Origin of the sequence: Streptomyces sp. AK08-02 (assembly GCF_033795085.1) — a bacterium.
GTDB classification, from domain to species: domain Bacteria; phylum Actinomycetota; class Actinomycetes; order Streptomycetales; family Streptomycetaceae; genus Streptomyces; species Streptomyces echiniscabiei.
This window is the reverse complement of sequence record NZ_JARAZV010000001.1, coordinates 336,501-359,168: the sequence shown is the minus strand read 5'-3', so window position 1 is coordinate 359,168 and position 22,668 is coordinate 336,501. Positions and strand designations below refer to the sequence as shown.

Genomic DNA, 22,668 nt, shown 5'->3' with positions numbered 1-22,668 from the left:
CTGACGCGCCGCGGCACCGAGCCACCTGTCTGGCTGTCTGACAGGTTCACGGAGGTGATCCTGCGGGTGACGGGAGGGGGCTGTCAAGGGTGGGAGTCCGGGGGCCGGTCTCCCACCCCGCACGGGTTCAGTTCAGTACACCCGCCCCCAGCAGCCCGAAGAGCGCCAGGCCCACGACGATCCGGTAGATCACGAAGGCGTTGAAGGAGTGCTTGGCGACGAACTTCAGCAGCCAGGCGATGGAGCCGTAGGCGACCACGAAGGACACCACCGTGCCGACGGCGAGCGGCGCGGCCCCCACGCCCGCACCCAGGGCGTCCTTGAGCTCGTACAGCCCGGCGCCGGTCAGCGCGGGGATGCCGAGGAAGAAGGAGAGGCGGGTGGCGGCGACCCGGTCGAGGTCGAGGATCAGGGCCGTCGACATGGTGGCGCCGGAGCGGGAGAAGCCGGGGAAGAGAAGCGCGAGGATCTGTGAACTGCCCACCAGCATCGCGTCCTTGAAGGTGGTGTCGTCCTCGCCGCGCTTGTGCCGTCCCATCTGGTCCGCGGCCCACATCACGCCACTGCCGACGATCAGCGAGGCGGCGACCACCCACAGCGAGGCCAGCGGGCCCTCGATCAGCGGCTTGGCGGCGAGGCCCACGACGACGATCGGGATCGTGGCGTAGATGACCCACCAGGCGAACTTGTAGTCGTGGCTGTGCCGCTCGTCGCGGTTCCGCAGGCCCCTCCCCCAGGCGGAGACGATCCGGACGATGTCCTTGAAGAAGTACACGAGTACGGCGGCGATGGCACCGACCTGGATGACCGCCGAGAACCCGACCACCGCGTCGTCGTCGACGGGGATGTTCATCAGCCCCTCGGTGATCTTCAGATGGCCGGTGGAGGAGACCGGCAGGAACTCGGTCACCCCCTCGACGGCTCCCAGGATGACGGCCTGACCGACGGAGATGGCGCTCATGGAATCCAGTTCTGCTGGGGAGGGACGGGCAGCGGCGGGACCAGTCCTACTACACCCCGACAAGTCCCGGACGCCCCGCGTCTACAGCGCGCCGCCCACCCACACGCCCGCGAAAGCCGCGCCCAGACCGGCCGACACGCTCACCATGATGTTGGCTACGGCGAGGAGACCGGCGCCGTCCTCGGTCAGCCGCAGTGTCTCGTAGGAGAAGGTCGAGTAGGTGGTCAGCGCCCCGCACAGGCCCGTGCCCAGGAGCAACTGGAGGTTCGGGCCCGGGGCGGCGCCGGTGAGCAGGCCGAGGATCAGACAGCCGGTGACGTTGACGGCCAAGGTGCCCCAGGGGAAGACCGTGTCGTGGCGGGACTGCACCACCCTGTCGGTGAGATAACGGAGCGGCGCGCCGACCATTCCGCCCGCTGCCACGAGCAGCCAGTTCACAACGACTTCTTACCCTTCTCGTCCGCTTCGCCTGGTTTGCCTTCGGTCCGGCCCGCATACCGGATGACCTCGCAGTCGTCGAGGACGACCAGTCCCTCGGTGACGACTTCGTCGAGCTGGGGCAGGAAGGACCGTACGTTCTCCTCGGTGTCGACGATGACGACCGCGACCGGCAGATCCTCGCCGAGGGAGAGCAGGCGCGAGGTGTGGATGAGGGAAGACGTGCCGAAACCCTCGATGCCGCGGAAGACGCTCGCACCCGCGAGGCCGGCCGTCCGGGCGCGGTGGACGATCTCCGAGTAGAGCGGCCTGTGGTGCCAGGTGTCGTGCTCGCCGATGAGCACGGTCAGGCGCAGTGCACTGCCGGTCGGTCCGGTCATCGTCGCCTCCGCTTCAGGACCCGGCGGGTCGCGGTCGCCGCGAGTGTCACGGCGGTGAGGGCCGCGAGCAGGGTCGCGGCGAGGTACGCGAGCCCGGTGCCGGGGCGGCCGTGGTCGACCAGTTTCTGGATGTCGACGGCGTACGTCGAGAAGGTGGTGAAGCCACCGAGCACTCCGGTGCCGAAGAAGGGGCGCACAAGGCGGTGGACGGGCCGGGTCTCCGTGACGACGACCATGAGGACGCCGATCACGGCACAGCCGACGACGTTGATCCAGAAGGTGGTCCAGGGGAAACCGCCGGTCTGGGCTGGCCAGGCGAGCGACGCCGCGTAGCGGGCATTGGCGCCGATCGCGCCGCCGATCGCGACCACCGCTACGACCGGCGTCTGACCGCGGAGGACGGAGGGGCGCGGTGGGGAGGCGACGGTCCCGGTCCGGAGGTCGGGGGTTGTCATGGTCTTACGTCTCCTACTCGCCGGCGCCCGGCCGTGCGGGCGCACTCGTGTGAGCAAGTAGGGACCGTTGGCGGCGATCCTGCCGCGGTTCGGGTACGGCGGGCCCCACCGCCGCGCCGCGAGGGTTGATCGCGGCCGGTCACCAGGGTAGCGCCGGGGTACGGGGGGCTGCATCCGGATCGGGATCGGTCGGCACACGGGGGCACGTCCGGCGTGTCCAGGGGCCGCCTGCGAGCCAGTGGGGACTGTGGGGGCCTGTCACACGGTTTCCCGCCCCTGTCGGGGTGGTGAACCGCACCCCGGATTCATCGACACCGCGTGCTCGGCCCAGCCCCGTCACCAACCGCCACGATCGGCTCGCGGCATGCCGCCGCACCCGCCCGGCCGTCGACGGGCAGCTCCCGCCTACCAGCCCTTCTCGAACATTCGCGCGACCTCCGCGATACGGACCTCGTCGGGGCGGTAGAACGTGCGCCAGCGGATCCTCTTCGTCCGGACCATGCCGATGCCCGCGAGCAGACCCAGGTGGGTGTGGGCGACAGAGCGGCGGACGCCGAGTTTCGCTGCGACGGCGGCGACCGTGACACCGTCCTCGACGGGATCACCGTGCCGTTGGGGCGGGAAGTGCGCGGCCGGGTCCTTCAGCCACTCCAGGATCTCCAGGCGTTGCCCGCCTCCCGGTCTCTTCAGCATCGCGCCTCCTCGTCCCGGTCACCGAGTGCCGTGCCTCCCAATGTCCCGCAGTCGGGGCCACCGCGTCCGGGGCTTCGTAGCTCTTGGCCGAGGTAGGACTCTTTCCGCCGCGTACATGCGTTCGAGCAAGTCCTTGCAGCCCAACAAGCAGGGGCCCGGCCGCCCCCCTCAGGCGGCCGAACCCCTGTCACTCGTGGCTCAGCGGTGGCTGAACCACGTCATCGCGGGAAGCGCCTTGTCGTCGTAGCCGAACAGCGCCTGGTTCTCCCAGCCGTTGCCCGAGGACGGGTCCGTGGGGTCCCAGCCGTTGCCGGTGACCGCGGTCCAGGTCGCCTCCCAGTAGAAGACGCCGAGACCGCGGCCGTTCGGAACGGCCTCCACGATGTTCAGGATGTCCCGGAACCAGGCCGACTGCCCGGCCGTGGACGCCGCGTACCCGGAGACGAGCTCACCAGTCGTGTCGATGATGTTCTCGTGCGAGTCCTCGCTGTCGAGCCGGAAGGGGTAGGCCGTCTCGGCGACGAACACCGGCTTGCCGTAGCGCGAGGCGGCGTCGTCCAGGGTGGTCTGGAAGTCCGACAGCGAACCGTGCCAGTAGCCGTAGTAGGAAAGGCCGATGGCGTCGAACTTCACACCGTTGGACACCGCGTTGTCGAACCACCAACGGGTGCCCGCCAGGTCGCCGCCCTTGGCCAGGTGCAGCGCCACGGTCGTACCGGAGTTGACCGCCTTCACCGCGTTGTAGCCGGAGTTGAGCAGACCGGCGAGCTGGGACCAGTTGTCGGTCGAGCCCTCGGACCACAGCATGCCGCCGTTGATCTCGTTGCCCACCTGGACCATGTCGGCGGTGGTGCCCTGGGACTTGAGGGCGTTCAGGACGTCGTAGGTGTGGTTGTAGACGTCGGTCTTCAACTGGCTGTACGAGTGTCCGGCCCACGCGGACGGCTTGCTCTGGGCGCCCGGGTCGGCCCAGGTGTCCGAGTAGTGGAAATCGACCAGCAGCTTCATGCCCTGCGCCTTGATGCGCTTGGCGAGGGCGAGGACGCGCGCCTTGTTGTTGTAGCCGTCGGCCGGGTTGACCCAGACCTTGACCCGCGCGTAGTTCATGCCGGAGTTCCTGAGGACGGTGAGCGCGTCCGAGGTCGCGCCGGCGCCGGTCTTGTAAGTACCGCCCAGGGCCTCGCTCTTGGGGAGGGAGGAGATGTCGGCGCCCTTGACGGACAGCCCGCCCGTGCCGGAGGCGAAGGTCAGGTCGTCGACGTTGATCCAGTTGCCCGCGTTGGCATCGGAGTTGACGCTGATCGTGCACTGGTTGTTGGTCACCGCGATCGGCACGACGATCCGGATCCACCCACTGGCGGAGACGGGCAGGTCGGTGCGCTGCTCGGCGCTGCCGCAGTTCTTCAGCGCTATGTAGGCCGACTTCTGGCCGCCGCCCGAGCGTACCCACGCGGTGAGCTTGTAGTTGCCGTTGGTCAGCCCGGACAGGTACTGGTAGGTCTCCACCTTGTAGGCGGAGGCGGAGTAGTGGGACAGGCGGTAACTGCCGCCGTGGCCGCCGGACTCCACGTACGAGGCGCCCGTGTCGCCGTACTCCGACCAGCCGTTGGGTACCGCCGCACCCGAACCATCGGCCTCGAAGCCGCCGTTGGTGAGGGTGCTTGCCGCCTGCGCGGAGGTGGCGGGGAGCGCGGTGAGGGCGAGGCCTGCGGCGAGCGGGAGCAGCAGGGCCCTGAGTGCGCGCCCGGTCATGGGCCTGGGTGTGCGTCTGGGATGGAACATCGTCGTCCGTCGTCCCTTCGACGTGATGGATTTGGGGGTGTCCCTCCCGAGGGGAAGGAGGGGCCCCTCCGCCCGCGGCTCTCGTGGCACACACGGGCGGAGGGGAACTTGCGGCTCGGCCGTCGGGTTCAGCCGTCGAGTCGTACGACCCGGACGGCTCCGGCGGGCAGCGCGAGGCGGCCGGCGGCCCGTTCGCCCGTCAGCAGTTCGGTGCCGGGTGCCTCCAGGGGCACCTTGGCGTCCGACCCGGTGTGGTTGACGGCGAACAGGTAGGTGCCCGACTCGCCTGTGCGGCGGACGAGTTCGACGTCGTGCGGGAGGTCGGCGCGGGGTGCGATGCCGGCGTCCTCGGTGGCCCACCCGAGCAGGGCGTCCAGCCCGTGCGCGTCGAGGCGGGTCGACACGTACCAGGCGGTGCCCTCGCCGAGGCGGTGGCGGGTGACGGCCGGGTGGTCGGCGGTCAGACCGTCGGCGTACGTCCACACGGTCTCGGCGCCGCGCGGGACGACGAACTCGGTCCACACGTCGCCGGTCAGCTCGGAGCCGTCGGGGCCGGTGATGCGTACGGCGTCGCCCTGGAGCAGCGGCGAGAACTCCTCGACGGTCAGGCCCAGTACGTCACGGAGGGCGCCCGGGTAGGGGCCCGTGTGCACGGCGTCGTGCTCGTCGACGATGCCGGAGAAGTAGGAGACGACGAGGGTGCCGCCGTTCTCGACGTACTCCCTGAGGTTGTTCCCGGCGGCCTCCGTCATCAGGTACAGCGCGGGAACGACGACAAGGGGATAGGCCGACAAGTCTGCTTCCGGGTGGGCGAAGTCGACCGTGAGGTGGCGGTCGTACAGGGCCTCGTAGAATGCGTCGGCTCGCTCGCGCGGGTCGTGGTCCTCGCTGGGGCGCCACTGGAGGTTCTGCGCCCACCAGGAGTGCCAGTCCCACAGGACGGCGACGTCGGCGACCGTGCGGGTGGAGCGGATGGAGGCCAACGAGTCGAGGGACGCGCCGAGTTCGACGACCTCGCGCCACACGCGGGTCTCCGTGCCGCCGTGCGGGAGCATCGCCGAGTGGAACTTCTCGGCGCCGCGCCGGGACTGGCGCCACTGGAAGAACATCGCGCCCTCGGAGCCCCGGGCCACATGGGCGAGGGAGTTGCGGGCCATCTGGCCCGGTGCCTTCGCGGGGTTGCGGGGCTGCCAGTTGACGCCGGAGGTGGAGTGCTCCAGCAGGATCCAGGGGGCGCCGCCGCCGACGGAGCGGGTGAGGTCGGCGGCCATGGCGAGGTTGACGTGGGTGCGGCGGCCGTCGGTGATCAGGTAGTGGTCGTTGGTGACGATGTCGACCTCGCGGCCCCAGGCCCAGTAGTCGACGGAGTCGCACTGGCTGAGCGCGGTCATGAAGTTCGTGGTGACCGGGATGCCGGGCGCCAGGCGGTGCAGGATGTCCCGCTCCATCACGAAGTTCTCGCGCATGGTGGCGTCGGCGAAGCGCTTGTAGTCCAGCGCCTGGCCCGGGTTGCCGACCGTGGGCGCCGCGCGCGGCGGGTTGATCTCCTCGAAGGTGGCGTAGCGCTGGCCCCAGAAGGCCGTCCCCCATGCCTCGTTGACGCCGTCGACCGTCTCGTACGTCGTCCGCAGCCAGCTCCGGAAGTGGGCCGCGCAGGAGTCGCAGTAGCAGGCCGAGACGGGCACGCCGTACTCGTTGTGTACGTGCCACATGGCGAGCGCGGGGTGGGCGCCGTAGCTCTCGGCGAGCCGCGTGGTGATGTTCGCGGCGGCGGCGCGGTAGTAGGCGTTGCTGTGGCAGATCGCGGCACGGGAGCCGAACTCGTAGCGCACGCCCTCGGGCGTCACCGGCAGCGCGTCCGGGTGCTCACGGTAGAACCAGGCCGGCGGGGCCACGGTGGGGGTGCCCAGGTCGGCGCGGATGCCGTTCTCGTGCAGCAGGTCGAGCAAGCGGCTCAGCCAGCCGAAGTCGTACACCCCGGGGGCGGTCTCCAGCAGGGCCCACGAGAAAATTCCGACGCTGACCATGGTGACACCGGCCTCGCGCATCAGCCGGACGTCTTCCTGCCAGACGCTTTCCGGCCACTGCTCGGGGTTGTAGTCCCCGCCGAAGGCAAGCCTGGTGAGGCCCGTGGGGGTGGTCTCCGGCATGGAATGTCTCCCGATCGGTCAGTCGCTCTGGAACACTTCTTGGGAACGTGCACACACAGTGGTGAGCGGCGCGTGGCCTAGATAACCGCATGGCTACAACCATTGACAAGTGTCCAGTGTGTTTCTCTACTGTGAACGCTCACAGAAGCATGACGGGTCTTCGCAGCAGGCGAGGACCCCAAGGTCAGGGGAGAAGTTCCATGCCGAACACGAAGCAGTGGCGCCTCGTGGCAACCGCGGTCGCCGTCACGCTCGGCGCCACCACACTCGCCGCCTGCGGGTCCGACGACGACAGCGACGCCCAGTCGGGCCCGGTGTCGCTGACGTACTGGACCTGGACGCCCGGCATGGACAAGGTCGTCGACCTGTGGAACAAGGGGCCCGGCAAGGAGCAGCAGATCACCGTCACGGTGAAGAAGCAGGCGTCCGGCGACACCCTGGTCACCAAGATCCTCACCGCGCACAAGGCCAAGAAGGCACCGGACCTGGTGCAGGCCGAGTACCAGGCGCTGCCGACGCTGGTCAGCAACGACGCCCTCGCGGACATCTCGGGCGATGTCGGCGACGCGAAGAAGGACTTCGCCGACGGTGTCTGGCAGCAGACGACGCTCGGCACGGACGCGGTGTACGCGGTGCCGCAGGACATCGGGCCGATGATGTTCTACTACCGCGAGGACCTCTTCAAGCAGTACGGACTGAAGGTCCCGACCACCTGGGCCGAGTTCGCCCAGACCGCCAGGGACCTCAAGAAGAAGGCACCGGACAAGGACCTCACCACCTTCTCCGCCAACGACTCCGGTCTCTTCGCGGGCCTCGCCCAGCAGGCCGGCGCCAAGTGGTGGACGACCTCCGGCGAGAAGTGGAAGGTCGGTATCGACGACGCGGCGACCGAGAAGGTCGCCAGGTTCTGGGGCGACCTCGTCAAGGAGGACGCCATCGACAACCAGCCGATGTACACCCCGGCCTGGAACAAGGCGCTCGACACCGGCAAGCAGATCGCGTGGGTCAGCGCGGTGTGGGCGCCGGGCACGCTGACCACGGCCGCGCCGGACACCAAGGGCAAGTGGGCCATGGCCCCGCTCCCCCAGTGGTCGGCGAGCGAGGACGTGACGGGCAGCTGGGGCGGCTCATCGACGGCCGTCACCACGGACTCCTCCCACAAGTCGGCCGCCGCGAAGTTCGCCGCCTGGCTGAACACCGACCGTGCCGCGCTGGCCGCGCTCGCCAAGGAAGGCGGGATCTACCCGGCCGCCACGGGCGCCCAGCTCAGCGGCGCGTTCCTCAAGTCGCCCGACTTCTTCTCCAACCAGGCGGACTTCTACACCAAGGCCGCCGAGATCGCGAAGACCACGGCGCCCTCCGCGTGGGGCCCCAACGTGAACGTGGCGTACACCTCGTTCAAGGACGCGTTCGCCTCGGCCGCGAAGAACAGGTCCGACTTCGGTGCCGCCCTGAAGACGATGCAGGACGACACGGTCGCCGACCTCAAGAAGCAGGGCTTCGGAGTCGCGGAGTGACCAGCGCACGCCGGCGGTCGTACGGGGTCAGGTCGGCCCCGTACGCCCACCCGTCTCCCACCACCACCCTCAAACGAGCGCGATGCGCCCCCTATATTTTCCTTCTCCCCGCGGTGACCCTGTTCGCCCTGTTCTTCGCCCTGCCCATCGGCTACGCGCTCTGGCTGAGCCTGCACAAGGTGAAGGTGTCCGGCCTGGGCCTCGGTGCCGGGGCGCGCAAGGAGGTCTGGGCGGGCATCGGCAACTACACCGACGCCCTCACCGACAGCGAGCTGCTCAGCGGCGCGCTGCGCGTGGTCGGCTATGGCGCGATCGTGGTCCCGGTGATGCTGGGGCTCGCCCTCGTCTTCGCACTGATGCTCGACGCGGACAAGGTACGGCTCACCCCCTTCACCCGGCTCGCGATCTTCCTGCCGTACGCCGTTCCGGGCGTCGTCGCCGCGCTGCTCTGGGGCTTCCTGTACCTGCCCGACGTCTCTCCGTTCTACTTCGTCCTCGACAGGCTGGGGCTGCCGCAGCCGGACCTGCTGGACGGCGGTCCGCTCTATCTCGCCCTCTCCAACATCGCGGTGTGGGGCGGCACCGGCTTCAACATGATCGTCATCTACACCTCGCTGCGTTCCATCCCCGCCGAGGTGTACGAGGCGGCGAAGCTGGACGGCGCCACCCCGCTGCAGATCGCCCTCAGGATCAAGATCCCGATGGTGGCGCCCTCGCTGGTGCTGACCTTCTTCTTCTCGATCATCGCGACGCTCCAGGTGTTCAGCGAGCCGACCACCCTCAAGCCCCTCACCAACTCCGTGTCCACGACGTGGAGTCCGCTGATGAAGGTGTACCAGGACGCCTTCGGCAAGGGTGACATCTACTCGGCGGCGGCCGAGGCGACGATCATCGCGATCGTCACACTCGTCCTCTCGTTCGGCTTCCTGCGGGCCGCGAACTCCCGTAACAAGCAGGAGGCAGCACGATGAGTTCTCTTGCCGTGGGCAAGCCGGAAACGGCGACGGGCGCCAGGCCCGGCACCGCCCAACGTCCGCCGCTGCGCGGCCGGATCGCCCTGATCCCGACGATCACCCTGCTCCTGGGCGCCCTGTACTGCCTGCTGCCGGTCGCGTGGGTGGTGATCGCGGCGACGAAGTCGGGCAGTGAACTGTTCTCCACGTTCACGTTCCTGCCCGGCAGCGGCTTCACGGACAACGTCAAGGAGCTGAGCGCCTACCGCGACGGCGTCTACTGGAAGTGGATGGGCAACTCAGCCCTCTACGCCGGCCTCGGCTCCCTCCTCTCGACGGCCGTCTCGGCGATCAGCGGCTACGCTCTGGCGGTCTACCGTTTCCGCGGCCGGGAGACGGTGTTCAGCGTCCTGATGGCGGGCGTGCTGATGCCACCGGTGATCCTCGCGATCCCCCAGTACCTGCTGCTGGCGAAGGCCGACATCACGGACTCCTACGCGTCCGTTCTGCTGCCGCTGATCCTCTCCCCCTACGGCATCTACCTCGCGCGGATCTACGCCGCGGCGGCGGTACCGGCCGACGTGGTCGAGGCCGGGCGGATGGACGGCGCGGGCGAGTGGCGCATCTTCACCAGGGTCGCGCTCCCGATGATGATCCCGGGCCTGGTGACGGTGTTCCTGTTCCAGTTCGTGGCGGTGTGGAACAACTTCCTGCTCCCCTACATCATGCTCAGCGACGACGAGAAGTTCCCGATCACGCTGGGTCTGTTCACGCTTCTCGAACAGGGAGCGGCCACCCCCGCGCTCTACACGCTGGTGATCACGGGCGCCTTCCTGGCGGTGCTCCCGCTGATCGCCCTGTTCCTGGTCATCCAGCGGTTCTGGAGCCTCGACCTGCTTTCCGGAGCCGTAAAGTCATGACCATGAGCAATACCGGGGGCCGGCGCAAACCGCCGACGATCCACGACGTGGCCCGCGAGGCGGGAGTGTCCCGAGGCACCGTCTCTCGTGTACTCAACGGCGGGCACTACGTCAGCCCGAGTGCCGAGGAGGCGGTGAACGCCGCGATCCGCAAGACGGGCTACGTGGTGAACCGCCACGCCCGATCGCTCATCACCGGCCGTTCCGACTCGATCGGCTTTCTGCTGACGGAACCTCAGGAACGCTTCTTCGAGGACCCCAACTTCAATGTCCTGCTGCGGGGTTGCACCCAGGCACTGGCGGCGCACGACATCCCGCTGCTGCTGATGCTGGCGGGGACGGAGGACGAGCGGCGCCGCCTCACGCGGTACATCACCGCGGGTCACGTCGACGGGGTGCTGCTGGTCTCCAGCCACTCCGGTGACCCGGTCGCGCAGGAGCTGTGCGAGGCCGGCGTACCGCTGGTCGCGTGCGGCAAGCCGATCGGGCTCGGCTCCAAGGTGAGCTACGTGGCGGCCGACGACCGCGACGGCGCCCGGGACATGGTCCGCCATCTCCTGTCGTTGGGCCGCCGCCGCATCGGTGTGGTCACCGGCCCGCTCGACACCCCGGGCGGTGTGGAACGCCTCGCCGGCTATCGCGAGGTACTGACCGAGGAGGGCATCGAGTACGACGAGCGCCTCGTCGTCTCCGGCGACTACAGCCGGGCCAGCGGCGAGGCGGGTGCGGAACGTCTGCTGGCGCAGGCCCCGGACCTGGACGCCGTGTTCGTCGCGTCCGACCTGATGGCACAGGGCGTCCTCACGGCACTGGAGCGTGCGGGGCGCAGCGTCCCAGGGGACGTGTCGGTGGGCGGCTTCGACGACTCCTCGGCCGCCCTCGCCGCCCGCCCCCAGTTGACGACCATCCGGCAGCCCTACGACCGGATCAGCGCCGAGATGGTACGGGTGCTGCTCGCCCAGATCGGCGGCGAGGATCCGGCGGCGGTGATCCTGCCCACCGAGCTGATCAAGCGGGGCTCTGCCTGAGTTCCGCCCGGGTTCTGCTCGCGTCGGCGATCACACCGCCCGGGCCACTCCGGTTTTTATGCATACGCATTAACATGGGGGCATGGCAGCGAACAACGCCGGTACGGGTCTGGCGGACCAGTGGCGGGACATCCTGGCGGCGCACGCGCGGACGATGTGCGAGATCGACCGCGTGCTGCATCCGCATGGCCTGGGCGCGAGTGACTTCGAGGTGCTCGACGTCCTCGTCGCGGAGGAGGCGGCCGCGGGTGACGCCCCGGACCCGGGTGAGAAGTGCCGGGTGCAGGACATCGCCGGGCGGGTCCATCTCAGCCAGAGTGCGCTGTCGCGGCTCATCGGGCGGCTGGAGAAGGACGGGCTGGTCGAGCGCAGCATGTGCGTGGAGGACCGGCGGGGGGTGCGGGTGGCTTTGACGGTGCGTGGTCGTGAGCTGCACGAGGAGGTCTTGCCGTTGCAACGTGCCGCGTTGGCGCGGACGTTGGGGAGTTGAGCGGACAGGTCGTTGGTTTACCGCGGGCCGGTGGGGGCTTGTCGCGCCCCGCGGCGGAGCCGCATATTGACACAGCCCCGCGCCCCTATCGGGGCTCAGGTCAGTAGTTGTCTTACCGCCGCGAAAGCTGCCTCTACCGTGGCCGGGTCGGCGCCTGGGCGGGCCAGGGCGCTCATCGGGATCGGGGGGACCGGGGGCAGGCCCTCGTAGGGGGCGAGGCCGTCCGGGGCGGGGCCGACCGTGGCCAGGAGGGCTACGCCCCGGCCGGTGCGGGCCAGGTCGAGGACGCCCGCGAGATAGCCCGCGTCGCCCACCACCGACGCCGGGACGCCCTGCTCGGCGAGGGTTGCGATGGCCCGGCGGCGGATTGCGCAGGGGTCCTCGATCGCGATCAGCGGAACGGGGGCAGGGGCGGCCGGCGGTGCCCAGCCGGGCGGGGCGTGCCAGGTCAGCGGCAGACCACCGACCGGTGTGCCCTCGGTGGCGGCGGCCTCGGTGACGTACACCGCGACATCCACGCTGCCCCGCTCCACCGCCTCCACGAGCCGCGCCGACCGGTCGATGCGGAACCGCACCCGGCAGCCCGGACGCACCGCCTCGACGGCCGCGGTCAGCAGGGGCAGGAACTGGTCGGCGGCGTGCTCGGTGGAGCCGAGGGTGATCGTGTCGGCGTCGACGTCGAGCAGGGTGCGTACGGCCTCGTCGTGGACGGCGAGGACACGGCGGGCCTGTTCCAGCAGCAGCCGACCCTCCGGAGTGAAGCGCATGCCCCGGCCCTCACGCTCGACGACCGGCTTGCCCAGCGTCTTCTCCAGCCGGCGGACGTGCTGGCTGACCGCGGACTGGCTCAGGGCGAGCGCCTGGGCCGCGCGATGGAAGCCGCCGTGGTCGGCGATCGCGGTCAGGCTGCGCAGCGCCACGATGTCGAGGACAGGTTGGGGCACACGGCGACCGTAGCCCGTACGGCTCATCGATCGCCATTCCTGATCGATCACGAATACTGATCGATTTCGATGCGGAATCGTCGTTGGACGTCACGCGCCGGTGCCGGTCATGATGAGCGCATGGCGTATCCGACCGCATCTGCTGCTCTTCTCACGCAGCGCCGAGTCATCGACTTCGGCGTGGCGTGCAGCGCGCGCTGTCGTTGATCCCACGCCGCCTCCCGGCGTTTCCGTAGGCCTGAACTGACCGGTTCCGCGCTGCCCGCGTACCGATAGACCCTTCTCCCCTCCCTCCTTCGCCTTCCCCTCTTCTCTGACGCTCTCCGCATGCCCATTTCCCTGCCCTGAAACGGGAGTTGTCCCCTCATGCCCTCTTCCCCCGCTGTCCCCGCCAGCCTCGCTTCGTGGGACGAACCCGAAGGTCCTGCCGCCCGCGGCACGCTGATCGTGCTGCCCGGCCGGGGCGAACACGGCGGTGTGTACGAGCGGTTCGGCCGCCGCCTCTCCTTCGACGCCTACCGGGTACGGGCGTTGGGTGATCCGTCCGCCGACCCGTCCGTGCTCGACGAGGCGGCCAAGCTTCTCGCCGACGAGTCACTGCCGGGCCCGAAGATCCTGGTCGGCTCGGACACGGGTGCCCGGTACGCCGTTCAGCTCGCCGCCGAGCATCCGGCGGGCGTCGACGCGCTGATCCTCGTCGGCCTGCCCATCGGCCCCTGGGAGTCCGGTGGCTGGGACGACGAGTTGGCGGCACGTACCGCCTGCCCGACCCACCAGGGCCGGCTCGCCGACGACCCCGCCTTCCGGCGCGGCGCCATCGATACGGCCGTCGATCTGCCGGAGTTGCGGCTCGACCGGGTCGAAGTACCCGTACTCGCCCTGTACGGCAAGGACGACTCCATCAGCCCGCTCGACCAGGTACTGAGCGTCTACGCGGGGCACCCGAACATCCGGACGGTGGCCTTCGCCGGCGGTCGGCACGACGTGCTCAACGACGCGCTGCACCGCACCGCAGCCGCCACTGTGGTCCTCTTCCTCGAACGCCTGCGTCTCTCCCCCGAGCTGCCCGTGATCGCGGAGGGCGTCGCATGAGCGCCTCACGCGTGACGACGACCGTCGCGGAGTTGCGCGACGCCCTCGCCTCCGGCCACCCGCCGCTGGTCCTCGACGTCCGCTGGGCCCTCGGTGACCCGTACGGCTGCGACCACTACGCCGACGCGCACATCCCGGGCGCGGTGTACGTCGACCTGGACACCGAGCTGGCCGCGCCGGCCAACCCTGAGGGCGGTCGGCATCCGCTCCCGGACCTCGCCGAGTTGCAGACGGCGGCCCGCGGTTGGGGGCTCCGCCAGGGTCAACCGGTCGTTGTCTACGACGACTTGGGCAACACCGCCGCCGCACGGGCCTGGTGGCTCCTCCGGTACGCCGGAGTGGCCGACGTGACCCTGCTGGACGGGGCGTTGGGTGCCTGGCGGGCGGCGGAACTGCCGCAGGAGACCGGCGTTCCCGTCGATCCGGAACCCGGCGACGTCGTCCTGGCCTCCGGCGGGCTGCCGCTCACCGATGCCGACGGTGCCGCCGAACTCTCCCGCGACGGACTGCTGTTGGACGCCCGCGCGGCCGAACGGTACCGGGGGGAGGTGGAGCCGGTCGACCCACGTGCGGGACACATCCCGGGCGCGGTCTCCGCACCCACCGGGGAGAACCTCGCCACCGACGGCACCTTCCTGTCGCCCGAACTGCTCCGCAAGCGGTTCGAGGACCGGGGTGCCGGTGACGCGTCGCGCATCGGCGTCTACTGCGGTTCCGGCGTCACCGCCACCCACCAGATCGCCGCACTCACCATCGCCGGGTTCGACGCGACCCTCTTCGCCGGTTCCTGGTCCGCCTGGTCCGCCGATCCCACCCGGCCGGCCGCGACCGGCCCCGAGCCGTCCTGACACCGAGTACAGCCCGGAGCCCCGCGAGAGGAACCGAACCCCGCCATGACCACCAAACCGCTCGACGCGGCGCCCCTGGCGCCGCCGCCCCCCGACACTCCCCCGGACCTGGCCCCCAGGATCACCATCCGCGGCGCCGCCCGCACCACCCGACGCTTCCACGTTCCCCGTTCGGTACGCCGGACCGTCGGACCCGTGAGCCTAGTACTCCTCTGGTTCCTGACCTCGGCCACCGGTGTGCTGCCCGAGTCGGTGCTCGCCTCTCCCGTGGACGTCCTGAAACAGGCCGTCGACCTGACGAAGAACGGTGAACTGCCCAGCGCCATCGCCGCGTCGGGCCGCCGGGCCGCCGTCGGCTTCCTCATCGGGGCGACAGTCGCACTCGTTCTCTCCCTGCTCGCCGGGCTGTTCCGCCTCGGCGAGGACGTCATCGACTCCTCGATGGGCATGTTCCGGGCGATCCCCTGGGTGGGTCTGATCCCGCTGTTCATCGTCTGGTTCGGCATCGAGGAGACCCCGAAGATCGCCCTGGTCGCCCTCGGGGTCACCTACCCGCTCTACTTCAACATCTACGGCGGGATCAGGTCCACCGACGCCCAACTCGTCGAAGCCGCACGGATGATGGGTCTCGGCCGGCTCGGGCTGATCACGTACGTCATCCTGCCGAGCGCACTGCCCGGGGCACTCGTGGGGCTCCGGTACGCGCTCTCCACCGCCTGGCTGGCCCTCGTCTTCGCCGAGCAGATCAACGCGGACGCGGGGCTCGGCTATCTGATGAGCAACGCCCAGCAGTACTTCCGTACCGACATCATCGTCCTCTGCCTCGCCGTGTACGCGCTGCTCGGCCTCGCCTGCGACTTCGCCGTACGGGTCCTGTCCCGCCGCCTGCTGACCTGGCGGGCCAACTTCGAGGGCGAGGCGTGATCGTCATGGCCAACAGCGTGGAAATACGGGGGCTTTCGCGGGCCTTCGACGGCAACACCGTTCTGCACGAGCTCGATCTCGACATCCGGGAGGGCGAGTTCGTGGCCCTGCTCGGGCACAGCGGCTGCGGCAAGTCGACGCTGCTGCGCATCCTCGCCGGGCTCGACGACGAGATCGGCGGCGAGGTGACCGTGCCCGCGCGGCGCAGCGCGGCCTTCCAGTCGCCGCGGCTGCTGCCCTGGCTGAAGGTGTGGCGCAACGTCGTCCTCGGGCTGCCCGGGCGGCCCGACCGGGCGCTCGCCGCGAAGGCGCTGGCCGAGGTCGGGATCGCGGACCGCGCGACCGTCTGGCCCAAGACACTGTCCGGCGGCCAGGCCCAGCGGGTCTCGCTGGCCCGCGCCCTGGTCCGCGAGCCCGAACTCCTGCTTCTCGACGAGCCGTTCGGCGCGCTCGACGCGCTGACCCGGGGCAGGGTGCAGCAGTTGGTCGCCGAGCTGTGGCAGCGGCACGGCTGCGCGATCCTCCTGGTCACCCATGACGTGGAGGAGGCACTGCTGCTCGCCGACCGGGTGCTGGTGATGGACGAGGGCCGTATCGCCCACGACCTCACCGTCGACCTGCCCCGCTCCCGCGATCTCACCTCGCCCGAGTTCGTCACCCTCCGCGCACGCCTCCTCGGCTGGCTCGGCGTCACCTCGCACACCCTCGAAGGGACCCCCTCGTGATACGCAGACTCGCCACCGCCGCGCTGAGCGTCACCGCCCTGCTGGCGCTGACCGCCTGCGGCGCGGACTCCTCGGTGGACGCCGCGGGGAGCGGCTCCAAAGTGACCCTCACCATCGGCGACCAGGCCAAGACCCTCCAGACCATCGTCGCCGCCTCCGGGGCCCTCAAGGGCGCCAAGTACGACGTGAAGTGGGCCGAGTTCGAGGGCGCGGCCCCGCTCTACCAGGCCGTGCAGGCGGGAGCCGCCGACACCGGCTTCTCCGCCGACCTGCCGGCGCTCCAGGCCCTCAGCGGCGGCGTGAAGATCAAGAACGTCGCTGCCCTGAAGAACGACGGCACGCATGTCGGTCTCGTGGTCCGCAAGGACTCCGGCATCGACAGCGTCAAGGATCTCAAGGGCCGGAAGGTCGTGGTGTCCTCCGCCAAGGGCAGCATCTCGGAGTACCTGCTGGCCAACGTCCTCAAGCAGAACGGCCTGGACTACAAGGACGTCAAGGTGCAGTACCTGCTGCCCACCGACGCGCAGGCCGCATTCTCCTCCGGCAGGATCAAGGTCTGGGCGATCTTCGGCGTCTACCAGGCCGTTGCCCTGGAGCAGGGCGGCAAGCTGCTGGTCGACGGCGCGGACGGCCGGGTCAGTGGCTACGGCTTCGTCAACGCCTCCGACAAGGCCCTCGCCGACTCCTCGAAGAAGGCCGCGCTGTCCGACTTCCTGAAGCGCCTGGGTACGGCCCTGAAGTGGACCAGCACGAACAAGGACGCCTACGCGAAGGCCATCCAGGAGCGCAACGGCGCCGACGCCTCGGTGGCGAAGACGCTGGCCTCGGCGGCGTACGGCCAGGTCCTGCCGATCACCGACGACGTGAACAGAACCGTCCAGGACGTGGCCGACCTCATGAACAGCATCGGTGTCCTGGACCCGAGTGTCGACGTGGCGAAGTCGGCGGACACGTCCCTTCTCAAGTAACCGTCACGACAAGGAAGTTCTCCATGCCTGTCGAGTTCATCAGCGCCGTCCACACCGACACCGGATCCAACGGCCCGGCCTCCAGCAGCCGCACCGGCGGCTTCGACCCCGACTTCGTCCGCAAGTACGCCCGCACCCTGGACGACGGCGGCTTCGACCACACCCTGGTCGCCTACCACTCGGCGTCCCCGGACGCCCTCCAGCTCGCCCAGTTCGTCGCCACCCACACCGAGCGGATCCGCCCGATCCTGGCCCACCGGCCGGGCGTGATCTTCCCGACCCACGCGGCCCGCGCACTCGCCACCCTGGACCAGATCAGCAACGGCCGACTGTCGCTGCACATCATCTCCGGGGGCAGCGACGAGGAGCAGCGCCGTGAGGGCGACTACCTCGACAAGCGCGAGCGGTACGAGCGTTCGGACGAATACATCCAGATCCTGCGCAAGGTGTGGCAGGCCGAGGGGCCGGTCTCGCACGAGGGCAGGTACTTCCGCTTCGAGGGCTACTACTCCGACGTGAAACCCGTGCACGGGCTGGTGCCGATCTCCGTCGGCGGGTCGTCCGAGGACGCCTACCGGGTCGGCGGGCAGCAGGGCGACATCTTCGGACTGTGGGGCGAGCCGCTCAAGGAGACGGCCGAGCAGATCGCCGCCGTCAACGCGGTCGCCGCAGCCGCCGGGCGCCCCGACCCCCGTATCTGGGTGTCGTTCCGCCCGATCATCGCGCCCACCGACGAACTGGCGTGGGAGAAGGCCCACCGCACGCTCGGTGTCCTCAAGGACCAGTCGTCCAACACCGAGATGCTGCGCCACTACCGGACCGACGGCCGCCCCGCGAACGTCGGTTCGCAGCGGCTGCTGGACATCGCCGAACGGGGCGAGGTCCACGACCGGTGCCTGTGGACGGCCCCGGCCGTCGCCACCAACGCGGCCGGCGCCTCTACCGCCCTGGTCGGTTCACCCGAGACCGTCGCCAGGGCGCTCCTCGACTACGTCGACATCGGCTGCGACCTGCTGTCGATCCGCGGCTACGACCCGCTCAACGACGCCATCGACTACGCCCGTTACGTACTTCCGCTGGTCCGCCAGGAGCTCGCCCACCGTGCGGCGACCACCGCCCGGGCCGCCTGATTCCGTCAACTCCCCTTCCATCACGCTCCGTTTGCGAACACCCCAATGGAGACTCCGTGTTCCGTCGCTCACGCCCACTGCGCGCGTCCGCCGCCGTCCTGCTGCTCGCCCTCACCGCGGCCTGCGGAAGCCAGGCCCGGGCCGAATCGCCGTCCGACCAGTCCGCTGTCACCCTGAACGTCGGCGCGACCGGCTGGAAGGTCGAGGAGGCGGTCCTGAAGTTCGCGCACCTCGACGACACCCCCTACAAGGTCAAGTGGAACGTCTTCCAGGGCGGTGACCTCCAGCTACAGGCGATCCGCGCCGGCGCCCTCGACCTGGCCTCCTCCAGCGAGATCCCGCCCGTCTTCGCCGCCGCCGACGGCAAGCCGAACTTCAAGGTCGTCGCCGTACAGCGGGCCGCCACGCTCAACCAGGAGGTCGTCGTCCCCAAGGGGTCGAAGGTGACCGACATCGCCGGTCTTGAGGGCAAGAAGGTCGGCTACGTCCAGAACACCACCGCCCACTACTTCCTCTACCAGCTGCTGAAGCAGGCGGGCCTGAAATGGTCCGACGTCGACGCCAAGCCTCTCCTGCCCAACGACGGCCTCGCCGCGCTGAACGGCGGCGGCATCGACGCCTTCGCCTCCTACGGCACGTCGATCATCACCGCCCACCAGCAGGGCGCCTCCACGGTCGGCTCGGGCAAGGACATCCTGTCGGGCAACTTCCTCTGGACAGCCCGTGACAGCGTCCTGAAGAACCCCGCCCAGCAGGCGGCGACGGCCGATCTCATCGCCCGGATCACCCAGGCGTACGCGTACGTCAGGGACGGCCACGAGGCCGAGTTCGCGAAGATCGTGTCGGCCGGCACCCACCAGCCGCTCGCCCAGGCGGAGAAGGACCTGGTCGACCAGCAGACCCAGCGTCCGACGCAGGCCCGCACGGTGGGCAACGACACCATCGCCTCGCAGCAGAAGGTGGCCGACGTCTTCGCCGAACTCGGCGCGCTCAAGGAGCCCTTGGACGTCAGGTCGTTCTGGTCGACCGAGCTCAACACCGAACTCGCCGCCGACCTGAAGAAGACGCTGTGACCGCCCGCATCGCCGAACTGGCCGCCGGCTACGACCGCTCGGGCACGTTCCCCGCCGACTCCCTCAAGGTCGCCCACGAGGCCGGCCTGCTCACCGCCACCATCGGCGAGCGGTACGGCGGCCGGGGCGCCGGGGTCGAGGAGACCGCGCGCATCCTGCACACCCTCGGCCAAGGCGACCCCTCCGTCGCCCTGATCGCCGCGATGACCCTCACCACCCACGGCCGGCAGTCCGTACAGCCGCACTGGCCCGAGGAGTTGTACGCCCAGATCGTCAAGGAGTCCTTCGTACGCCCCGTACTCATCAACCACGCCCGTGTGGAACCCGAGTTGGGCTCCCCCGCCCGGGGCGGGCTGCCCGCCACCCGGGCCCGGCGCACCGGGGACGGCTGGTCGGTCAGCGGGACGAAGCGGTTCGTCACCGGCGCCGAGGGCCTCGACTGGTTCCTGGTGTGGGCCACAACCGACGAGCCGGAGCCACGTGTGGGCACCTTCCTGGTGCCCGGGGACTCCCCCGGTATCGAAGTCACCGGCCACTGGGACCAGTTGGGGCTGCGGGCGAGCGGCAGCCACGACGTGACGTTCCGGGACGTGGAAGTGCCGTACGAGCATGTCATCGGGCTCGCACCGTACGGCCCGTCCGCCGAGCAGGACAACCGGGCGGGCGCCTCCCTCCATCTGCCGCTGGCCGCCCTGTACTTGGGGGTCGCACGGGCCGCGCAGGCGTACTTCCACACGTTCGCGCGGAATCGGGTGCCCGCCAACCTCGGGCATCCGGTGGCCCGCACGGAACGCTTCCGGCGGACAGCCGGGGAGATCGAGGTACTGCTCACGGGCGCCGAGCAGCTGATCTTCGGCGGTGCCGCGCGGGTCGACGCCGCCGACACCTCGTACACCCCCGAACAGGCTTTGGGCGCAAGGGTGTTGGCAGACCGGCACGGTGTACGGGCCGTCGGGCTGGCGGTGCGGCTGCTCGGCAATCCGGGGCTGGCCCGGGGCAACCCCCTGGAACGGCACTTCCGTGACATCCAGTGCGCGCCGGTGCATGCGCCGCAGGAGGACATCTCCGTGCTCGCGATCGGTACGAAGGCCCTGGCGGCGAAGGTGTCGGCCGCGGAGGGCGAGGCCCGGTGACCGCCCCGACGACGACCGCGTCCGCGCAGTTCCTCGGCCTCCTCGCCCGCGACCTGCCGCCCGACCGACTGGCCACCGACCCGGTGACGCGGGCCGCGCACGCCACCGACCGCTCCGGCACCCGGGCGTACGGCGGGCCGCTCGCGGTGGTGCACGCGCGCCGTACCGAGGACGTGACCGTCACCCTTCGGCACGCGCACGCCCTGCGCGTGCCGGTGGTGCCGCGCGGCGCGGGCACCGGGCTGTCGGGCGGGGCGTCGGCGGGTGAGGGCACGCTCGTGCTCGACCTGTCCGGCATGGACCGCGTCCTGGAGCTGTCCGTCGACGACCAGCTCGCCGTCGTCGAACCCGGCGTCGTCACGGCCGAGTTGGACCGGGCGGCAGGCGCGCACGGGCTGCGGTACGCGCCCGATCCGGCGAGTGCGGCCCTGTCGACGATCGGGGGGAACATCGCCACCAACGCGGGCGGGCTGCGCTGCGCCAAGTACGGCGTGACGAGGGACAGCGTGCTCGGTCTGGAGGCGGTGCTCGCGGACGGCACGGTGGTGCGCACGGGCCGCCGTACCGTCAAGGGCGTCACCGGCTACGACCTGACGGCGCTGCTCACCGGCTCGGAGGGCACCCTCGCGGTGATCACCTCGGCGACACTGCGACTGCGCCCGCTGCCGGTGTCCACTGCCACCCTCGCCGCGTACTTCCCGTCCTTCGAGGCAGCCGCCGAGGCCTCGTACGCGATCGGCAGGGCCGGGGTCGTACCGGCACTCGCGGAGCTGGTCGACGGACCGGTGCTGCACGCCGTCGATCCGGCGCTGCGGGAGCGGGGCGCGGCGTTGCTGCTGGTGCAGTGCGACGGCGCGGGTGCCGGGGCGGAGGCGGCCGCGGTCGCCGAGGTGCTGGCCGGGGCGGGGGCGACGTCGGTGGAGCGGACCGAGGACCCGGCCGAGGCCGAGGCGCTGCTGGCCGTCCGCCGGGGCGCCCTGCCCGCCCTGGAACGGCTGGGCCGCCCCCTGATCGAGGACATCGCGGTTCCCCGCTCACGGCTCGCGGAGGCGGCCCGGGAGATCCGGGCCGTCTCACGGCGCCACGATGTCCCCGTGTTCACCATCGCCCACGCGGCGGACGGGAACCTGCACCCGATCATCGTGGTCGACCCGGCCCTGGACGGGCTGCCGGACGCCGCCTGGGAAGCGGCGGGCGAGATCTTCGCCCTGGCGCTGCGGCTCGGCGGGACGCTGACCGGCGAGCACGGAGTGGGGGTGCTGAAGCGGCAGTGGGTCGCCGACGAACTGGGGCCCGCCTCCCATGCGTTGCAGCGGCGCATCAAGGACGCGTTCGATCCGCGGGGCATCCTCAACCCGGGCAAGTCCCTTTAGCCCGACCGGGAATGACGGGATTGACCGGCGTCAGTACTCGAACGGCCTGGCCAGCAGGGTGCGTACGCCCTCGGAGGTGACCGTCATCCCGTGCGGGGAGGCCGCGTCGATGGTGAGCGAGAGGTCGCCGGTGGGCCACTGGTCGGCGAGGGCGCCCAGCGGGATCAGACGGTAGCGGGAGACGGCCGGCAGCAGCTCGGCCAGTTCGGGCTCCGAGGTGAACACGGGCACGGCCTCCCGCCCGTCAGGCTCCTCCAGGACGGGCAGCGCCACGGTCGAGGGGTTGCGGGCGTCCACATCGCTGACGTCGTCCGGTACGGGCACCAGCACGTCACTCATGGCGAGGACGTCCAGCGCGGCCGGGTCCTGGGTGTTGTCGGCCAGGGCGTCGAGCGCCCGTCGGGCCGGTGTGGCGGTGTCCTGGTTGGCGGATGTCTCCATGGTGGGTCCCCTGGTAGCGGCGGTCGTACGGGCCACCCGGGGCACAGTCGGCCCCCGGGCGCAGTGGCGGTCGCCTACCCGAGGTGACCGCGGGCATGCGCAACCCGGACAGGACGCATCGGGGACGCGCCGCGTCCGGGCACAGAACGGGTCCCGGGGACGGATCCGGTCTCCGGACATGCGGGTCCCCTGAGGTTCCTGGGGCCACTGCTACCGGTGCGGTGCGGCGGTGCCGGACCATCCCTGGAGC

At 70.3% G+C, this 22,668-nt stretch carries 23 protein-coding genes; 14 read left to right on the top strand and 9 right to left on the bottom strand.

Features of this window, described 5'->3' with window-relative positions; translation table 11 throughout:
- Nucleotides 1–127: 127 nt before the first annotated feature.
- The 7 genes from PV734_RS01590 to PV734_RS01560 all read right to left on the bottom strand — a co-directional run bounded on the left by PV734_RS01590 (nt 128) and on the right by PV734_RS01560 (nt 6,859).
- Nucleotides 128–961 carry an undecaprenyl-diphosphate phosphatase gene (locus tag PV734_RS01590; protein ID WP_319091671.1) on the bottom strand — a complete coding sequence of 278 codons (834 nt, stop codon included), beginning with the start codon at nt 959–961 and terminating at the stop codon, nt 128–130.
- 81 nt (nt 962–1,042) lie between these two features.
- On the bottom strand, nt 1,043–1,399 hold the full coding sequence (gene crcB, locus PV734_RS01585; protein WP_319091670.1) for a fluoride efflux transporter CrcB: 357 nt from the start codon (nt 1,397–1,399) through the stop codon (nt 1,043–1,045).
- Nucleotides 1,396–1,779 (bottom strand): DUF190 domain-containing protein, encoded by a 384-nt coding sequence (locus PV734_RS01580; RefSeq protein WP_319091669.1) that lies wholly within the window; start codon nt 1,777–1,779, stop codon nt 1,396–1,398. The genes crcB (PV734_RS01585) and PV734_RS01580 overlap by 4 nt, the downstream gene beginning before the upstream one ends.
- Entirely contained in the window at nt 1,776–2,234 is a 459-nt protein-coding gene (gene crcB, locus PV734_RS01575) for a fluoride efflux transporter CrcB (protein ID WP_319091668.1), read from the bottom strand. The genes PV734_RS01580 and crcB (PV734_RS01575) overlap by 4 nt, the downstream gene beginning before the upstream one ends.
- Nucleotides 2,235–2,639: 405 nt before the next feature.
- A complete protein-coding gene (locus tag PV734_RS01570; protein WP_319091667.1) occupies nt 2,640–2,927 on the bottom strand; it encodes a helix-turn-helix domain-containing protein in 288 nt (95 codons plus the stop codon).
- Nucleotides 2,928–3,125: 198 nt separating this feature from the next.
- The gene (locus PV734_RS01565) at nt 3,126–4,709 is read right to left on the bottom strand and encodes a glycosyl hydrolase 53 family protein (RefSeq protein ID WP_319091666.1); all 1,584 of its coding nucleotides are present in this window, start codon (nt 4,707–4,709) and stop codon (nt 3,126–3,128) included.
- Between the two features lie 128 nt (nt 4,710–4,837).
- A complete protein-coding gene (locus PV734_RS01560) occupies nt 4,838–6,859 on the bottom strand; it encodes a beta-galactosidase (protein WP_319288554.1) in 2,022 nt (673 codons plus the stop codon).
- Between the two features lie 200 nt (nt 6,860–7,059).
- On the opposite strand from PV734_RS01560, the gene PV734_RS01555 reads away from it, so the two are divergent.
- From PV734_RS01555 to PV734_RS01535, 5 genes are all read left to right on the top strand, one after another.
- The gene (locus PV734_RS01555; RefSeq protein ID WP_319288553.1) at nt 7,060–8,376 is read left to right on the top strand and encodes an ABC transporter substrate-binding protein; all 1,317 of its coding nucleotides are present in this window, start codon (nt 7,060–7,062) and stop codon (nt 8,374–8,376) included.
- Nucleotides 8,373–9,347, top strand: coding sequence for a sugar ABC transporter permease (locus PV734_RS01550; protein ID WP_319091662.1), 975 nt, complete (start codon nt 8,373–8,375; stop codon nt 9,345–9,347). Before PV734_RS01555 ends, PV734_RS01550 begins: the two co-directional genes overlap by 4 nt.
- Nucleotides 9,344–10,249 carry a carbohydrate ABC transporter permease gene (locus PV734_RS01545; RefSeq protein WP_319288552.1) on the top strand — a complete coding sequence of 302 codons (906 nt, stop codon included), beginning with the start codon at nt 9,344–9,346 and terminating at the stop codon, nt 10,247–10,249. Before PV734_RS01550 ends, PV734_RS01545 begins: the two co-directional genes overlap by 4 nt.
- On the top strand, nt 10,246–11,277 hold the full coding sequence (locus PV734_RS01540) for a LacI family DNA-binding transcriptional regulator (protein WP_319091659.1): 1,032 nt from the start codon (nt 10,246–10,248) through the stop codon (nt 11,275–11,277). The genes PV734_RS01545 and PV734_RS01540 overlap by 4 nt, the downstream gene beginning before the upstream one ends.
- Before the next feature lie 82 nt (nt 11,278–11,359).
- The gene (locus tag PV734_RS01535; protein ID WP_319288551.1) at nt 11,360–11,767 is read left to right on the top strand and encodes a MarR family transcriptional regulator; all 408 of its coding nucleotides are present in this window, start codon (nt 11,360–11,362) and stop codon (nt 11,765–11,767) included.
- A 95-nt stretch (nt 11,768–11,862) separates the two neighbouring features.
- Here PV734_RS01535 and PV734_RS01530 read toward each other — a convergent pair whose 3' ends face one another.
- The gene (locus PV734_RS01530; RefSeq protein WP_319091657.1) at nt 11,863–12,711 is read right to left on the bottom strand and encodes a LysR family transcriptional regulator; all 849 of its coding nucleotides are present in this window, start codon (nt 12,709–12,711) and stop codon (nt 11,863–11,865) included.
- 366 nt (nt 12,712–13,077) lie between these two features.
- Between PV734_RS01530 and PV734_RS01525 the strand changes: the two genes are divergently transcribed.
- From PV734_RS01525 to PV734_RS01485, 9 genes are read left to right on the top strand one after another with little or no spacing between them, the layout of a single operon-like run.
- Complete coding sequence (locus tag PV734_RS01525; RefSeq protein WP_319288550.1) at nt 13,078–13,803, top strand: lysophospholipase; 726 nt, start codon at nt 13,078–13,080, stop codon at nt 13,801–13,803.
- A complete protein-coding gene (locus PV734_RS01520) occupies nt 13,800–14,651 on the top strand; it encodes a sulfurtransferase (protein ID WP_319091655.1) in 852 nt (283 codons plus the stop codon). Before PV734_RS01525 ends, PV734_RS01520 begins: the two co-directional genes overlap by 4 nt.
- Nucleotides 14,652–14,696: 45 nt before the next feature.
- Nucleotides 14,697–15,575 carry an ABC transporter permease gene (locus PV734_RS01515; protein WP_319091654.1) on the top strand — a complete coding sequence of 293 codons (879 nt, stop codon included), beginning with the start codon at nt 14,697–14,699 and terminating at the stop codon, nt 15,573–15,575.
- A 5-nt stretch (nt 15,576–15,580) separates the two neighbouring features.
- The gene (locus tag PV734_RS01510) at nt 15,581–16,300 is read left to right on the top strand and encodes an ABC transporter ATP-binding protein (protein WP_319091653.1); all 720 of its coding nucleotides are present in this window, start codon (nt 15,581–15,583) and stop codon (nt 16,298–16,300) included.
- Nucleotides 16,297–17,268, top strand: a complete 972-nt coding sequence (locus tag PV734_RS01505; RefSeq protein ID WP_319091651.1) for an ABC transporter substrate-binding protein — start codon at nt 16,297–16,299, stop codon at nt 17,266–17,268. The genes PV734_RS01510 and PV734_RS01505 overlap by 4 nt, the downstream gene beginning before the upstream one ends.
- Before the next feature lie 23 nt (nt 17,269–17,291).
- Nucleotides 17,292–18,398, top strand: coding sequence for an LLM class flavin-dependent oxidoreductase (locus PV734_RS01500; RefSeq protein ID WP_319091650.1), 1,107 nt, complete (start codon nt 17,292–17,294; stop codon nt 18,396–18,398).
- A 56-nt stretch (nt 18,399–18,454) separates the two neighbouring features.
- The gene (locus tag PV734_RS01495; RefSeq protein ID WP_319091649.1) at nt 18,455–19,471 is read left to right on the top strand and encodes an ABC transporter substrate-binding protein; all 1,017 of its coding nucleotides are present in this window, start codon (nt 18,455–18,457) and stop codon (nt 19,469–19,471) included.
- Nucleotides 19,468–20,604 (top strand): acyl-CoA dehydrogenase family protein, encoded by a 1,137-nt coding sequence (locus tag PV734_RS01490; RefSeq protein WP_319288549.1) that lies wholly within the window; start codon nt 19,468–19,470, stop codon nt 20,602–20,604. Before PV734_RS01495 ends, PV734_RS01490 begins: the two co-directional genes overlap by 4 nt.
- On the top strand, nt 20,601–21,977 hold the full coding sequence (locus tag PV734_RS01485) for an FAD-binding oxidoreductase (RefSeq protein WP_319091647.1): 1,377 nt from the start codon (nt 20,601–20,603) through the stop codon (nt 21,975–21,977). The genes PV734_RS01490 and PV734_RS01485 overlap by 4 nt, the downstream gene beginning before the upstream one ends.
- Before the next feature lie 30 nt (nt 21,978–22,007).
- Here the strand turns inward: PV734_RS01485 and PV734_RS01480 are convergent, their stop codons facing one another.
- On the bottom strand, nt 22,008–22,418 hold the full coding sequence (locus PV734_RS01480; protein ID WP_319091646.1) for an SseB family protein: 411 nt from the start codon (nt 22,416–22,418) through the stop codon (nt 22,008–22,010).
- Nucleotides 22,419–22,668 lie beyond the last annotated feature (250 nt).

Excerpts from the sequence above, each read along its gene's own strand:
- PV734_RS01520 (WP_319091655.1), top strand. The coding sequence starts at position 13,800 with ATGAGCGCCTCACGCGTGACGACGACCGTCGCGGAGTTGCGCGACGCC.
- PV734_RS01590 (WP_319091671.1), bottom strand. The coding sequence starts at position 961 with ATGAGCGCCATCTCCGTCGGTCAGGCCGTCATCCTGGGAGCCGTCGAG.
- PV734_RS01515 (WP_319091654.1), top strand. The coding sequence starts at position 14,697 with ATGACCACCAAACCGCTCGACGCGGCGCCCCTGGCGCCGCCGCCCCCC.
- PV734_RS01565 (WP_319091666.1), bottom strand. The coding sequence starts at position 4,709 with ATGTTCCATCCCAGACGCACACCCAGGCCCATGACCGGGCGCGCACTC.
- PV734_RS01525 (WP_319288550.1), top strand. The coding sequence starts at position 13,078 with ATGCCCTCTTCCCCCGCTGTCCCCGCCAGCCTCGCTTCGTGGGACGAA.
- crcB (WP_319091668.1), bottom strand. The coding sequence starts at position 2,234 with ATGACAACCCCCGACCTCCGGACCGGGACCGTCGCCTCCCCACCGCGC.
- PV734_RS01570 (WP_319091667.1), bottom strand. The coding sequence starts at position 2,927 with ATGCTGAAGAGACCGGGAGGCGGGCAACGCCTGGAGATCCTGGAGTGG.
- PV734_RS01540 (WP_319091659.1), top strand. The coding sequence starts at position 10,246 with ATGACCATGAGCAATACCGGGGGCCGGCGCAAACCGCCGACGATCCAC.
- PV734_RS01510 (WP_319091653.1), top strand. The coding sequence starts at position 15,581 with ATGGCCAACAGCGTGGAAATACGGGGGCTTTCGCGGGCCTTCGACGGC.
- PV734_RS01500 (WP_319091650.1), top strand. The coding sequence starts at position 17,292 with ATGCCTGTCGAGTTCATCAGCGCCGTCCACACCGACACCGGATCCAAC.
- PV734_RS01480 (WP_319091646.1), bottom strand. The coding sequence starts at position 22,418 with ATGGAGACATCCGCCAACCAGGACACCGCCACACCGGCCCGACGGGCG.
- PV734_RS01555 (WP_319288553.1), top strand. The coding sequence starts at position 7,060 with ATGCCGAACACGAAGCAGTGGCGCCTCGTGGCAACCGCGGTCGCCGTC.
- PV734_RS01535 (WP_319288551.1), top strand. The coding sequence starts at position 11,360 with ATGGCAGCGAACAACGCCGGTACGGGTCTGGCGGACCAGTGGCGGGAC.
- PV734_RS01580 (WP_319091669.1), bottom strand. The coding sequence starts at position 1,779 with ATGACCGGACCGACCGGCAGTGCACTGCGCCTGACCGTGCTCATCGGC.
- PV734_RS01560 (WP_319288554.1), bottom strand. The coding sequence starts at position 6,859 with ATGCCGGAGACCACCCCCACGGGCCTCACCAGGCTTGCCTTCGGCGGG.
- PV734_RS01545 (WP_319288552.1), top strand. The coding sequence starts at position 9,344 with ATGAGTTCTCTTGCCGTGGGCAAGCCGGAAACGGCGACGGGCGCCAGG.